This is a genomic window from Kitasatospora sp. NBC_01302, from assembly GCF_035976515.1.
In the GTDB taxonomy this organism is placed as follows: domain Bacteria; phylum Actinomycetota; class Actinomycetes; order Streptomycetales; family Streptomycetaceae; genus Kitasatospora.
In genome coordinates this window covers 5,560,478-5,573,855 of the sequence record NZ_CP108404.1, presented here as the reverse complement: position 1 = coordinate 5,573,855, position 13,378 = coordinate 5,560,478, and the positions used below count along the sequence as shown (strand labels likewise).

Here is a 13,378-nt window from a genome sequence, read left to right as displayed (position 1 = left end):
CGTCCTCCCGCTTGCGCCGTGGCCGCGTGCCACGGGTCTGCGGTATGACGCTACCCGCCTGGATCACCCGTTCGGCGCACCGGGCTCGAGAATCGCCGGACGGCGCGGCAAACGGGAGGCCCCCGAAAGCCCGATGCCCCCGGCCGAGGGGCCAGGGGCGTCCGGGAAGAGCCGGCGGTCTAGTACCAGCTGTGGGCCTGCCAGAACGACCAGGCGCCGCACGGGCTGCCGTAGCGGTCGTTCATGTAGCCGAGGCCCCACTTGATCTGGGTCGCGGGGTTGGTGCGCCAGTCCGAGCCGGCCGAGGCCATCTTGGAGCCGGGCAGCGCCTGCACCAGGCCGTAGGCGCCGGAGCCGGCGTTGGTCGCGGTGTAGTCCCAGCCGCTCTCGCGCGAAACGATGTTGCTGAAGCACTGGAAGCTCGACGCGTCCATCATGCTGGCCGCGATCGACTGCGCCGACCCGCCGCTGACCGGCGCCGTCGCGGTGTCGTTGGTGACCGCGAGCTGCGACTTGGCTGCCGCCCGGGCAGCGGCCTGCTGCGCCGCCTGCTGGGCGGCGGCCTTGGCCTGCGCATCGGCAGCGGCCTTGGCCTGTGCGTCGGCAGCCGCCTTGGCCGCGGCGTCGGCGGCCGCCTTGTCGGCGTCGGCCTTGGCCTGCGCGTCGGCAGCGGCCTTCAGGCGGGCGGCCTCCTGGGCGGCCTTCTGCGCCGCGAGGTCGGCCGACTGCTGCTGAGCCGTGGACTGGACGGCGAAGTTGTCGCTGATGACCTGCGCCTGGGCAGATGACGGGACGTCGGCCAGGAGCGTGGCTCCCGCGACGTCGACCGACTGGGGGGTCGCGCCCTCGCTGCCCGAGGCCACACCCACGACGGCACCGACAGCGGTGACGGCGGTGGCGGAGGCCACAGCAACTCCCCGGACCGAGATCCGAGTCACATGGTTTCCTTCCAGCGTCGCCCCCGCGTGACCGTGAGGACGCAACATGCCCTGGTCACTGGCCTCCACCTGTGCTGGTCACGGGAGGCACTGGCCCGGTGCCCGGGTGCCGGACGAGCCGGTGCGGGCAAGGAGTTCGGGCGGCGTACGGACCATCGATATTCAGTTGACGCCCAACAAACGGGCCGCACGCGGGGCCTGACAGAAACCTCACCATGCCGCAACCGGACGCCGGTGCGCAATTCCCGGTTGCGTGGCGAAGCTCACATCCACCCCTGGACCGGGAATTGGCCGTTCGTCGGACAGCACCCGGTCCGATGTGCTGACGATCCGCCCGGTTCCGGACATAGGCCAGGAACCGGACGGATCGTTCGCATGCGCGCCGCGGCGGGCCTACGGCTGGATGTCCTCCAGCATCTCGGTCACCAGGGCGGCGATCGGGGAGCGCTCGGAGCGCGTAAGGGTGATGTGCGCGAAGAGCGGATGCCCCTTCAGCTTCTCCACCACCGCCACCACGCCGTCGTAGCGCCCCACCCGGAGGTTGTCCCGCTGCGCCACGTCGTGGGTGAGCACCACCCGCGAGCCCTGGCCGATCCGGGAGAGCACCGTGAGCAGCACGTTGCGCTCCAGCGACTGGGCCTCGTCCACGATCACGAAGGCGTCGTGCAGCGAGCGGCCCCGGATGTGGGTCAGCGGCAGCACCTCCAGCATCCCGCGGGAGATCACCTCCTCGATCACCGCGGGCGTGGTGACCGCGCCCAGGGTGTCGAAGACCGCCTGCGCCCAGGGGCTCATCTTCTCCGACTCACTGCCGGGCAGGTAGCCCAACTCCTGGCCGCCGACCGCGTACAGCGGCCGGAAGACCATCACCTTGCGGTGCTGCCGGCGCTCCAGCACGGCCTCCAGGCCCGCGCAGAGCGCGAGCGCGGACTTGCCGGTGCCGGCCCGGCCGCCGAGCGAGACGATGCCGACCTCGGGGTCGAGCAGCACGTCCAGCGCCACCCGCTGCTCGGCGCTGCGCCCGCGCAGGCCGAACGCCTCCCGGTCGCCGCGCACCAGCTTGACGCGGCCGTCGTGGGTGACCCGGCCCAGCGCCCGGCCGCGCTCCGAGCTGAGCACCAGGCCGGTGTGCACCGGCAGCTCCTCGGCGCCGTCGATGTCCACGGCGGTGTCGTGCGGGGCGCCGAAGAGCTCGTCCACCTGGCCGCCGGAGACCGGCAGTTCGGACATACCGGTCCAACCGGACGTGATCGCCAGCTCCGCGCGGTACTCCTCGGCGAGCAGGCCGACCGCACTGGCCTTGATCCGCATCGGCAGGTCCTTGGAGACGACGGTGACGTCGTACCCCTCGGCCTGGAGGTTGCGGGCGACCGCGAGGATCCGGGTGTCCGCCTCGCCGCCGCCGAGCCGGTAGCCGGCCGGCAGCAGGGAGGGGTCGGAGTGGTTCAGCTCGACCCGGATCGAACCGCCGATCTCCCCCACCGGGATGGGCTCGTCGAGTCGGCCGTAGCGGACCCGGTAGTCGTCCAGCAGGCGCAGGGCCTGGCGGGCGAAGTAGCCCAGTTCGGGGTGGTGCCGCTTGGCCTCCAGTTCGGTGACCACGACCACCGGGAGCACCACCTCGTGCTCCTCGAAGCGCGTCATGGCGAGCGGGTCGGCCAAAAGCACGCTGGTGTCAAGGACGTACGTGCGCCGGTCTGGTGTCCGGCGGCTCTTGGTACTGACCACTAGGCCTCCAGGGCGGGCGACCCTGCGTCACCCGCGGCTCACCGGCCCCCGCGACCCCGATGGGCAGGGTGCCGGTCTGCCATGTCTATTCCCTGACGAAGCGTCCGGCATGCCCGAACAGACGAAGTGCTGGATCACTTCTCATGAACGTCAGACAGTGGTCACGCGCTATTGACGAGCTGTTGGGCGTGGCTGGAGGGACGGGTGGGGTTCCGGACCGTCCTGGCGCGCGGGTCAGCCGCCGTAGCGGCGGTGGCGCTGTTCGTACGCGCGCAGGGCGCGCAGGAAGTCGACTTTGCGGAAGGCCGGCCAGTACGCCTCGCAGAAGTAGAACTCGCTGTGCGCGCTCTGCCAGAGCAGGAAGCCGGACAGCCGCTGCTCGCCGGAGGTCCTGATCACCAGGTCCGGGTCCGGCTGGCCCTTGGTGTAGAGGCGCTCGGCGATGTGCTCGACGTCCAGGATCTCGACCAGTTCCTCGATCGTGGTGCCCCGGTCGGCGTGCTCCTGGAGCAGCGAGCGGACCGCGTCGGCGATCTCGTGCCGGCCGCCGTAGCCGACGGCGACGTTGACCGTGATGCCTTCGAGGTGCTCGGTGGCGGCGGCCGCGTTCTTCAGGATCTCGGCCGTCCTGCCGGGCAGCAGGTCCAGGGTGCCGATCGGGTTGACCTTGTACCGCTTGGCCTCGGCCAGCCCGGTCACCGCGTCCTCGATGATGCCCAGCAGCGGCACCAGCTCCTCGGGCGGGCGGTTGAGGTTGTCGGTGGAGAGCATCCAGAGGGTGACGACCTCGATGTTGGTCTCGTCGCACCAGCCGAGGAACTCGGCGATCTTGTCGGCGCCGCGCTGGTGGCCGAAGACCGTGGTGCCGCCGGCGGCCTTGGCCCAGCGGCGGTTGCCGTCCATGATCACGCCGACGTGGTGCGGGGTGCGGCCGAGGTGGGCCTCCACCCGCTGGCCGTAGAGGCGGTACATGCCGCCGAGGACGGTACGCAGACCTGGTGTGCGGTCGACGAGATCGCGCAGACCCATACGTTCAGCCCCTCCGAGCTTGACCCCTTTTGTCCCCGACCGGCCCTGGCTGCCACGGGTCCTGGAGCAGCGTACTCCCGCTCGATGAGGAGGAGGAAAGCCGCAGGTCGGCTGGGACATGGAGGTATGCGGACACTGTGGTGACGGTCACGTTCCGAGGCGGACACGGCGAGGTCTCCGATTCCTTAAAGAATGCGTAAGCAGGGGGTCGACTCCTTGACGCGTGCCATTGGTCTAGTCCAGCTTGTTCGACAAGCGGTTGCGGGTTCAACTGCCTGGTCTCCCCCTCTTCGAGCGGTTCCCTCCCTCCCCCACGCGGGGCCGCCGCGACCCCCACCGCGGCGGTCCCTCTCCGCCCCACAGGAGAGTTCGTCATGGCCCGTACGGTCCTCCCCACCCACCGCCGACGCCGCCGGGCGCTGCCCGCGCTCGCCGCCGGCACCACCGCGCTCGCCCTGGCCGGCACCGGCCTGGCGGTCTTCGCCGGTGGCGCCAGCGCGGCGGTGGGCAACCTGGTCGTCAACGGCGGCTTCGAGTCCGGCCTGGCCGGCTGGACCTGCACCAGCGGGGCGAGCGTCGTCTCCTCCCCCGTCCACAGCGGCGCCGGCGCGCTGCAGGCGACGCCCAGCGGCTCGGACACCGCGCAGTGCAGCCAGACCGTCTCGGTGCAGCCGAACTCCAGCTACACGCTGGCCGGGTGGGTGCAGGGGTCGTACGTGTACCTGGGCGCGAGCGGCACGGGTGCCGCCGGCGACCCGAGCAGCTGGTCGAGCCAGAGCGGCTGGAACCAGCTCAGCAGCACCTTCACGACCGGGGCGAACACCACGAGCCTGACGGTGTACGTGCACGGGTGGTACGGGCAGCCGGCGTACGGCGCGGACGACATCACGCTGACGGGGCCGGGCGGGTCGGGGACGCCTACGCCTACCCCCACGCCGACGCCCACGCCCCCGCCGACTCCCACTCCCACGCCCACTCCCACGCCGACGCCGACGCCGACTCCCACTCCCACGCCGACCCCGACCCCGACGCCCACGCCGACCCCCACTCCCACCCCGACGCCCACCCCGACTCCCCCGTCGGGTGGCAGCCTGCCCAAGCACGTCATCACCGGCTACTGGCAGGACTTCGACAACGGCGCGACCGACCAGAAGCTCGCCGACGTCCAGAGCAACTACGACATCACCGCGGTCTCGTTCGCCAACGCCGACCCGACCACCCCCGGCGGGATCACCTTCGCGATCGACCCGACCCTCGCCACCAACCTCGGCGGCTACACCGCGGCCCAGTTCAAGGCCGACATCGCCGCCAAGCACGCGGCCGGCAAGAAGGTCGTCCTCTCGGTCGGCGGTCAGAACGGCGCGATCACCGTCGGCGACGCGGCCTCCGCGACCAACTTCGCCAACAGCGCCTACGCGCTGATCCAGCAGTACGGGTTCGACGGGATCGACATCGACCTGGAGAACGGGATCAACCCGACCTACATGGCGCAGGGCCTGCACAGCCTGGCGAGCAAGGTCGGCAGCGGCTTCATCCTGACCATGGCCCCGCAGACGATGGACATGTACACCACCACCAGCGGCTACTTCCAGCTGGCGCTGAACGTCAAGGACATCCTGACCGTCGTCAACACCCAGTTCTACAACTCCGGCGGCATGCCCGGCTGCAACGGCAGCGTCTACAACCAGGGCACCGAGGACTTCATCACCAGCCAGGTCTGCAGCTACATCCAGGGCGGCCTGAGCCCGGCGCAGGTCGGCGTGGGCGTCCCGGCCTCCAGCCAGGCGGCGGGCGGCGGCTACGTCAACTCGACCGTGGTGAACAACGCGCTGGACTGCCTGGCCACCGGCACCAACTGCGGCAGCTTCGTCCCGCCGGCCAAGTGGCCCACCATCCGCGGCGCGATGGCCTGGTCGACCAACTGGGACGCCAAGAACGGCAACGACTTCTCCACCAACGTCGGCAACCACGTGCACGGCATGGCGTGACGCCCGACGACCACCGGCCAACTCTCCGGCGCTGAGGCCTCCTCGGGGAGGGGCCACAGCGCGGGGCGGGGCCCGTCACACCGAGCAGGTGTGGCGGGCCCCGCTTCGTTCGCGCCCGGCTGCCCGCCCGGCTCACCGGTCGGCGGCGGGAGTGGCGGTGGGCCCCCAGCCAGCCGTCCCGGGTGGCACGAGGATCAAGGGGCCGGGCCTCGGCCGGACACCGACCAGTCCCGTGGACAAAATATGATGAATTGGTGGAGAAGATCGAATACCGGCCCGAGGGCCGACTGCTGGGCTGGCTCGCCGTGGGCGTCTGCGCGGGCTGGGGCGTCACCTCGCTCTGCCTGGTGAGCTTCCTCGACGGCTGGGCCGTCTTCCTGGAGCACTGGCGCGAGGGGCGGCACGGGCCGCACGCGCGCAGTGCCAAGGTGCTCTCGACGGGGATGTCCCTGCTGCTGATCGTGCCCCTCGGCGTCAACTTCGTGCTGGCGCGCACCATCAGCACCGCCGCCGGCCTGCGCACCTGGATGCCGCTGCGGTGGCGCTCAGTGCCCTGGGAGCGGATCGAGGACATCCAGGTGGCGAAGCCGACCAGCACCTACTTCGGCAGCAAGTCGTACCGGGTCAGGGTGCGGCTGACGAACGGGAAGGCGCTCACCCTGCCCGCTCCGCTCTCCGATGCGGGCGGCGAGGAGTTCATGCGGGCCGCGGACGCGATCATCGGACGCTGGCAGGCGGCCACCGGTGCGGTCAGCCTGACGAAGCGGGGCTGACCGGCACCCGCTGCCGACCGTGCCTTGGAACAAGGCGAACTGACGTGCCAACAGTAACTAAGGTTCGCAGGGCGGGGACGGACGGCGATGAGGGGGCCGACGGTGGATCGGACACAGCAGGTGCGGCTGCGACTCGTCAGGCGATTAGCCGCGGCCCTCATCGGACTGACGATCGCCACGATGACGGCGGGTTGCGGCGAGGACGACCGCGGCAACGGCAACGGCACGACGCCGGGGCCAACGGTGAACCTGGCGCAGTATGCGCAGGGTGTTCAGCAGGCCCAGCAGGAACTTGATCTGGGAGCCCTGTCGTACACCGCCATGAAGACGCTGAGCCCGAACGCCGAGGTCGAGTTCGAGGTGGCCGTCACCGACATGGGGAAGAGGTCCACCCGTCCGACCACGCCGCCCGGCGGCACCGTCGGCGCGCCCGGCGACGTGCCGACCGGGAGCGACCTCACGGTGACGCTGGACTGCTCGCAACCCCTGACCTGCAAGCCGCAGGACAGCAGCCGCAAGACCATCGTCGGCCAGGGCAACGCGGGAGTCTGGAGCTTCTCCGTCCACGCGGACCAGGTCGGCGACGCGCACCTGCACCTCGCCGTGGAGACCTATCTGGGCGACTCGGACACCGTCCTGTCGACGGTGCCGGTCGACCTCGATGTCACGGTCCGGCGCACTTTGCCGTACACCCTTTCGCAGGGCCTGCACTGGCTGTTCAGCACCCTGCCCGGCCTTGGCCTGTTCTCCGGGGGCGCCCTCGCCACGGCGGCCGGAGGTCTGCGACGGTGGCTGCACCTGCGGCAGCGCTCGGACGCCGACCGCGTGTTGGCGGCCATCCCGCGCCGCGCGATCCGGGACCAGCTGCTCTTCCGGCTGATCCACGACACCGGGCGGCCGGTGCGCGAGGTGGTCGCCCTCCGACCGGCTGACGTGCGGCTGAGCGGCGGCGCCTCCGGCGGGGGCCGCATGGCGGCGGCGGTCCTTCTCCCCGGTCCCGGCGGACGGCGCGAGCCCGTCGAGATCACCGACCGGCGCAGCGCACGGCTGCTCCATCAGCAGGTCGCGAGCTGCGCGGGCCGCCAGGGGCTGCTGCTGTCGGGCGAGGTGCAGCTCTCCGTGCCCGAGGTCGAGGAGCTCTGGCGCTGGTACTGCGGGCGCATCGGCCTGGACCTGCCGCTGCGCGATCTCGGCCGGAGGTCGCTCAGCGGCGGGTCTGGAACGACCCGAGCACCCGGCGGATGACCTGGCGGGCGGTGTCGGCCATCGCCGGGCGGGTGTCGCGGTAGTAGTGGAGCTCGCCGAGGGCGGTGGACAGGGCCCAGGCACGGCCGCGGGCCCAGCAGGCGTCATCGGTGTGGTCCGGGGGCAGTGCGGCGCGGAAGGCGGGGTGGGCGGCGGCGGGCAGCAGGTACCAGGCCGCGAGGTGGTCGACGGCGGGGTCGCCCAGGCCCAGGCAGCCGAAGTCGATCACGGCGCTGAGCCGGCCGCCGCTGGTCAGCACGTTGCCCGGCTGCAGGTCGGCGTGGATCCAGACGGCCGGGCCTGGGTGGGCGGGGGCGCGCAGGCCCGCCGCCCAGACGGCTCCGGCGGCCTCGGCGGCCCCGGTGTCGATGGTGCCGGGCTCGGTGGCGGCGAGGTCCGCGAGTGTGGCGCGGGTCCGCGCGTCGCGGGCCGCCAGCGGCTCGCTGCGGTAGGCGGGCGGACCGCCGGCCGGGTCGATCCGGTGCAGCGCCCCGATGAACCGCGCCAACTCCACGGCGAGGGACTCGGGTTCAGCGCATTCGAGCGCTGCCGGCTCGCCGTCCAGCCAGCTGTGGACCGACCAGGGCCACGGGTACCCCTGCCCCGGCACGCCCAGGCCCAGCGGGACGGGGACGGCGACCGGCAGCCGGGGGGCGAAGTACGGCAGCCAGCGGTGCTCCTTCGCCACGTCCGCGACGGCTCCGGCGGTCCGGGGCAGCCGGACGAGCCGGTCCGCGCCGAGCCGGAAGACGGCGTTGGAGGTGCCCGCGGAGTCGAGCGGCGTCACGGGCAGGCCCGCCCACTGCGGGAACTGGGCGGCGAGCAGGGCGCGTACCAGGGGCGCGCCGGTGTCCGGCTCGGCGGGGTGCAGCTTGGGCGCGGTCATGGGTGTCGATGCAACCGGGGCGGGCGGCGGTCGTCAACCGGATTCCCACCTGCTGAAAATGAGTGGCCGACGGTCAGTGCCGTTGCCTAGCTTGTGCGTTCGTGACTGATGATCCCACGATGACCGGACCTGCTCCGGTCGCCGATCCCCCAGCGGTACGGACAGCGGTCACCCCGGAGGGCCTGTTCTCCCGGACCTACGCCGCCGTGACCGTGAGCTTCACCGCGGTGATGTTCCTGACCGGTTTCGCCGCGCTCGCCGTGCTGCCCACCCTGCCGGTGGCCGCCCGCGACCTGCACGGCGTGGGCCGCTACCCGCTGGTGGCGGGCTGCTTCGTGGCCGCGAGCCTGCTGGGCGGAGTGCTGGGCGGCAGTTGGGCGGACCGGGCCGGGGCGCGCCGTCCGCTGGCGGCGGGCACCGCGCTGGCGGTGGTCACCCTGCTGGTCTCGGCCACCAGCACCACGATCTGGCAGCTGGCCGCCGGGCGGTTCCTGGACGGGCTGGCGGCCGGGATGGTGGCGGTGTCCGTCAACACCGCGATCGGCCAGGCCTATCCCGACCACCTGCGCCCGCGGGTGCTGTCGTTGATGAGCACCAGCTGGATCATCCCGTCGCTGGCCGGTCCGCCGGTGGCCGGGCTGGTGGCCGCCTGGTGGTCCTGGCGGGTGGTCTTCTTCGGGCTGGCCGCGCTGACCGCGCTCCCGGCGCTGGCGGTGATCGTGCTGCTGCGGCGCACCGCCACCCCGGCACCCGCGCCGGTGCGCACGTCCGCGGGCGAACGCCCGCCGCGCCCGGGGCTGTTGGTGGCACTGGCGGTGAGCGTGGGCGCGGCGCTCGGGCAGTGGGCGGTGGCCGGGTGGGACGCGGCGCACCTGCTCTGCCTGCTCCTCGCGCTCGGCCTGCTGGTGGCGTTCACGCCGCGGCTGCTGCCGCCGGGCACCTGGCGGGCGGCGCGCGGTCTGCCCGTCACAGTGCTGCTGCGCGGCCTGGGTTCGGGGTCCTACTTCACGCTGGAGGCCTTCGTGCCGCTGCTGCTGGACACCGCCCGGCGGGTGCCGACCGCGGTGACCGGCCTGGCGTTCACCGGTGCCGCCGTGGCCTGGGCGGCCTCCTCCTGGGTGCAGAGCCACCGCTGGCCGACCGCCCGCGCCAGCAACTCGTGGCCGTCGGCGCCCTGGTGCTGGCGCTGGCCGCCGGGCTCGGGATCGCCGGGACGCTGCCCGCGCTGCCCGCGCTCACCGCGGCGGCGGCGATCGTCGTGGCGGCCCTGGGGATGGGACTGCTCGCGCCGTCCGTCACGCTGCTCTCGCTCTCGCACAGCCCGCCGGACCGGCAGGGCTGTGCGAGCAGCGCCATGCAGACCGCCCAGAACCTGGGCCAGGTCGGGGTGTTGGGGATCGCCTCGGCCGTGTTCAACGCCTGCTCGGGCTCGCACGGGGCCGGACTGGCCGGCTACGGCACGGTGTTCGCGCTGCTGCTGGTGCCGAGCCTGCTGGCCGCGCTGCTGGCGGGGCGGACCCGGACCGCCTGAGGGGTCCGCGGCAGGGACCGGACCGGCCGGGCGGAAATCAGGTGCGCGGCCTCAACACGCCGACTATTCTGGCGCGTTCGCTCTTCGTGCCTTCCCGAAGGAATCGCCATGACGGAACTGTTCACCGTGTCCGAACCGTACGATCACGGCCTGCTCGATGTCGGCGACGACAACCAGATCTACTGGGAGGCCTTCGGCAACCCCGTGGGGAAACCCGTGCTGATCGTGCACGGCGGCCCTGGCGGCGGCCGGGGCAAGGGCCGCCGGTCGAGCTTCGATCCCGAGGTCTTCCGGATCATCCGGTACGACCAGCGCGGCTGCGGCGACAGCCTGCCGCACGCCGCCGACCCGGCCACCAGCCTGGAACACAACACCACCCACCACCTCGTCGCCGACATGGAGCGCCTGCGCGAGCACCTGGGCATCGAGCGCTGGATGCTGTTCGGCGGCTCCTGGGGCCCGACGCTGATCGTGGCCTACGCCGAGAAGTACCCCGAGCGGGTGACCGAGATCATCCTCATCAGCGCCTCGCTGGCCAGCCGGGACGAGATCGACTGGCTCTACAACGGCCTGAGCCGGCTGCTCCCCGGCCCCTGGGAGGCGTTCCGCGACGCCCTGCCCGCCGCGGAGCGGGACGGCGACCTGCTGGCGGCCTACAGCCGGCTGCTGAACAGCCCGGACGAGGCCGTCCGTCTGAAGGCGGCACACGACTGGTGCACCTGGGAGGACGCGGTGATCGCCCACGAGTCGCAGGGCCACCCGGGCGCCTACAGCAACCGGTCCGACGAGGCGCTGGTGGCCCTGGCCCGGCTCTGCGCCCACTACTGGTCCCACGGCTCCTGGCTGGAGGAGGGCCAACTGGTGCGCGACGCCCACCGGCTGGCCGGTATCCCGGGGGTGCTGGTGCAGGGCCGGCTCGACCTGGGCTGCCCGCTCAAGGCCCCCTGGGAGCTGGCCAAGGCCTGGCCCGGCGCGGAGTTGACGGTGATCGACGACTCGGGCCACACGGGCAGCGACACCATGACCGAGGTGGTCATGGCTGCCGTCGCCCGGTTCGCCAAGCGGTAGCTAGTGCCGCGTCAGGCGGGTGAGGGTGACCCCGTTGGGGAAGGCGGTGCGTTCGGCGACCGTGAAGGCGGTGGGGTCGAACGCGCCGTCGAAGAGCGGGACGCCGGCGCCGGCCACCACCGGGTAGCTCTTGAGCAGCAGCTCGTCGATCTCGGGCTGCAGGGCGCCGGCGAGCTTGCCGCCACCGCAGAGCCAGATGTCCAGCTCGGAGGCCTCCCGCTTGAGCGCGCGGACCAGGGCCAGCGGGTCGCTCGGAACGACGGTGACGGCCGGGTCGGTGTCCGGGGCGAGGGTGCTGGAGACCACGTACTGGCGCAGGTGCGCGTACGGGCTGGTGATCCCGGCGTCCAGCGCGGGGCGGTAACTGCCCAGGCCCATGAGGACGGTGTCGAAGCGGCGGTTGGGCGCGCGGTCGAGCCCGAGCGCGGGGCGCACGGCGGTCGGCACGGTCTCGGGGTAGAGCGAGGTGGTCCAGGACTGGTAGGCGGCGGTCTGCTGCTCGTCGCCGGCCGGGAAGAAGTCGTACTCACCGCCGGGGCCGGCGATGCGGCCGTCGAGCGTGACGGCGACGTAGTACGCGAGCTTGCGCAATGAACAACTCCATCCGCAGTACTCTGCCTGAAGTGACTACATACATAGTACTACGCCTGGAGTGGTTTCAATGGTGAGACGAAACGACCAACGGCGCACCGCACTCGTCGACGCCGCGATCGAGGTGCTGGCCCGGGAGGGCGCCCGTGGTCTGACCTTCCGGGCGGTGGACGCCGAGGCCGCCGTACCCGCCGGGACCGCCTCCAACTACTTCGCCAACCGCGACGACCTGCTCACCCAGGCCGGCGCCCGCGTCTACGAGCGCCTCCAGCCGGACGACGCCACCCTCACCCGCCAGCAGTCGGCCGGCCGCGACCGGGAGACCTACGCGGTGCTGATGCGCGAACTCGTCGGCCGCGTCGCCGGATTCCGCACCGGCTACCTGGCGCTCCTCGAACTCCGCCTGGAGGCCACCCGACGGCCCGAGCTGCGCGAGGTGCTCACCGAGCGGGTCCGCGCCGACCTCGACGCCAACCTCGCCTACCACCGGGCCTCCGGCCTGCCGGGCGACGCCATGGCCGTCAAGCTGCTGCACCTGGCGCTGAACTGGCTGATCGTCGAACAGCTCACGCTGCCGGACGTGTTCACCGAGGCCGAGCGGGAGCAGCTGGTGACAGCGGCGGTCGAGCGCATCGTGACGGCGGACGGGCGCGAGGACAGGTCCTGACCCAGGCCTAACCCGACTGCCCGGCAAGGGCCTGCTCCCGGGCGTCGCGCAGGGCCCGGCGGGCCAGACCGGCGCACCGGGCGGTGGCCGCCGCACCGCCGCCGACCGCGACCGGGCGGGCGCCCAGGCCCGCGCAGGAGCGGCAGATGCCCGGGCGTGGGACGGGGTCGTGGCACCTGGCGCACTCGGCGTAGCGCGGCGCTGGCGGCGGTTCGGGGGGCGGGGCGGCCGGGGGCAGCTTGCGTTCGAGGCGGCTGCGAAGGAAGGCCACCGGGGAGTGGACGGGCGCAGGCAGCTTGCAGCACAGGGCGCGCGCCAGGTCGGTGACGGTGCTGCCGCGCTCCAGCCACGGGATCACCAGTGGAGCAAGCACGCGGGCTTCGGCCTCGCCGATGCGCAGCTGCGGCTCCGGGCGGATCGCCCGGTAGAGCGCGTCGACGGCGGCTCGGGTCTGCTCGTCGGGCTCGGCCGGCCCGGCAGGCCCGGCAGGCCCGGCAGGCCCGGCAGGCCCGGGGCCCGGGAGGGTGGGTTCTTTCTCTGGGTACTTTGTCTTATGGCCGTCAGGGGGACCGGCCTCCACCTCACCGGATCCCGGAGGGGCGGCACTCGGTGGCGTCCACTGCTGCTGCGGGAGCTGCGGGGTGTCGAAGACGTGCACCTCGGAGCGGAGCGTGCCGTCGGGCATCCGGACCAGGTCGACGCGGTAGTACCCGGCCCTGGTCAACTCGCCCAGGGCCCGGCGGATCGCACCGCGCCCCTGCGGACTGGAGTCGGCCATCTGCCGCCCGTCCTCGCGCCAGCCGTCGGGGCGGGAGAGAAGGTCCGCGAGGAGACCCCGGGCCGTGAAGCTGAGTTGGCGATCCTGGAGGACTCTGTTGGAAAGCACGGTGAAAGAGCGCGCCTGCGCGCTACGATGGATGTGCATCGGAGGGCT

At 72.5% G+C, this 13,378-nt stretch carries 11 protein-coding genes and 1 pseudogene; 6 read left to right on the top strand and 6 right to left on the bottom strand.

Annotated elements, in window-relative coordinates; all coding sequences use genetic code 11:
• Window positions 1–179 precede the first annotated feature (179 nt).
• From OG294_RS24315 to OG294_RS24305, 3 genes are all read right to left on the bottom strand, one after another.
• On the bottom strand, window positions 180–938 hold the full coding sequence (locus OG294_RS24315) for a lytic transglycosylase domain-containing protein (protein ID WP_327068664.1): 759 nt from the start codon (window positions 936–938) through the stop codon (window positions 180–182).
• Between the two features lie 393 nt (window positions 939–1,331).
• On the bottom strand, window positions 1,332–2,666 hold the full coding sequence (locus OG294_RS24310; protein WP_327068663.1) for a PhoH family protein: 1,335 nt from the start codon (window positions 2,664–2,666) through the stop codon (window positions 1,332–1,334).
• 234 nt (window positions 2,667–2,900) lie between these two features.
• The gene (locus OG294_RS24305) at window positions 2,901–3,695 is read right to left on the bottom strand and encodes an isoprenyl transferase (protein ID WP_327068662.1); all 795 of its coding nucleotides are present in this window, start codon (window positions 3,693–3,695) and stop codon (window positions 2,901–2,903) included.
• Window positions 3,696–4,069: 374 nt separating this feature from the next.
• Here OG294_RS24305 and OG294_RS24300 point away from each other — a divergent pair, with 374 nt between their 5' ends.
• The 3 genes from OG294_RS24300 to OG294_RS24290 all read left to right on the top strand — a co-directional run bounded on the left by OG294_RS24300 (window position 4,070) and on the right by OG294_RS24290 (window position 7,701).
• The gene (locus OG294_RS24300) at window positions 4,070–5,683 is read left to right on the top strand and encodes a chitinase (protein WP_327068661.1); all 1,614 of its coding nucleotides are present in this window, start codon (window positions 4,070–4,072) and stop codon (window positions 5,681–5,683) included.
• 254 nt (window positions 5,684–5,937) lie between these two features.
• Window positions 5,938–6,456 (top strand): hypothetical protein, encoded by a 519-nt coding sequence (locus OG294_RS24295; RefSeq protein ID WP_327068660.1) that lies wholly within the window; start codon window positions 5,938–5,940, stop codon window positions 6,454–6,456.
• A 102-nt stretch (window positions 6,457–6,558) separates the two neighbouring features.
• A complete protein-coding gene (locus tag OG294_RS24290) occupies window positions 6,559–7,701 on the top strand; it encodes a hypothetical protein (RefSeq protein WP_327068659.1) in 1,143 nt (380 codons plus the stop codon).
• Here OG294_RS24290 and OG294_RS24285 read toward each other — a convergent pair.
• Window positions 7,661–8,587 (bottom strand): aminoglycoside phosphotransferase family protein, encoded by a 927-nt coding sequence (locus OG294_RS24285; protein WP_327068658.1) that lies wholly within the window; start codon window positions 8,585–8,587, stop codon window positions 7,661–7,663. The two genes, OG294_RS24290 and OG294_RS24285, sit on opposite strands and share 41 nt — an antisense overlap.
• Before the next feature lie 119 nt (window positions 8,588–8,706).
• On the opposite strand from OG294_RS24285, the pseudogene OG294_RS24280 reads away from it, so the two are divergent.
• Window positions 8,707–10,118, top strand: a pseudogene (locus tag OG294_RS24280) (MFS transporter).
• A gap of 108 nt (window positions 10,119–10,226) precedes the next feature.
• The gene (gene pip / locus OG294_RS24275; protein ID WP_327068657.1) at window positions 10,227–11,186 is read left to right on the top strand and encodes a prolyl aminopeptidase; all 960 of its coding nucleotides are present in this window, start codon (window positions 10,227–10,229) and stop codon (window positions 11,184–11,186) included.
• Here pip and OG294_RS24270 read toward each other — a convergent pair whose 3' ends face one another.
• Window positions 11,187–11,777, bottom strand: coding sequence for a dihydrofolate reductase family protein (locus OG294_RS24270; protein WP_327068656.1), 591 nt, complete (start codon window positions 11,775–11,777; stop codon window positions 11,187–11,189). It lies immediately after the preceding gene.
• Window positions 11,778–11,847: 70 nt separating this feature from the next.
• On the opposite strand from OG294_RS24270, the gene OG294_RS24265 reads away from it, so the two are divergent.
• Window positions 11,848–12,444, top strand: a complete 597-nt coding sequence (locus tag OG294_RS24265; RefSeq protein ID WP_327068655.1) for a TetR/AcrR family transcriptional regulator — start codon at window positions 11,848–11,850, stop codon at window positions 12,442–12,444.
• Between the two features lie 7 nt (window positions 12,445–12,451).
• Here OG294_RS24265 and OG294_RS24260 read toward each other — a convergent pair whose 3' ends face one another.
• Window positions 12,452–13,369 (bottom strand): hypothetical protein, encoded by a 918-nt coding sequence (locus OG294_RS24260; RefSeq protein ID WP_327068654.1) that lies wholly within the window; start codon window positions 13,367–13,369, stop codon window positions 12,452–12,454.
• Window positions 13,370–13,378 lie beyond the last annotated feature (9 nt).

Bases quoted from the DNA above. Each gene is read 5' to 3' on its own strand.
- OG294_RS24305 (WP_327068662.1), bottom strand. From the start codon at position 3,695: ATGGGTCTGCGCGATCTCGTCGACCGCACACCAGGTCTGCGTACCGTC.
- OG294_RS24300 (WP_327068661.1), top strand. From the start codon at position 4,070: ATGGCCCGTACGGTCCTCCCCACCCACCGCCGACGCCGCCGGGCGCTG.
- OG294_RS24285 (WP_327068658.1), bottom strand. From the start codon at position 8,587: ATGACCGCGCCCAAGCTGCACCCCGCCGAGCCGGACACCGGCGCGCCC.
- pip (WP_327068657.1), top strand. From the start codon at position 10,227: ATGACGGAACTGTTCACCGTGTCCGAACCGTACGATCACGGCCTGCTC.
- OG294_RS24265 (WP_327068655.1), top strand. From the start codon at position 11,848: ATGGTGAGACGAAACGACCAACGGCGCACCGCACTCGTCGACGCCGCG.
- OG294_RS24260 (WP_327068654.1), bottom strand. From the start codon at position 13,369: ATGCACATCCATCGTAGCGCGCAGGCGCGCTCTTTCACCGTGCTTTCC.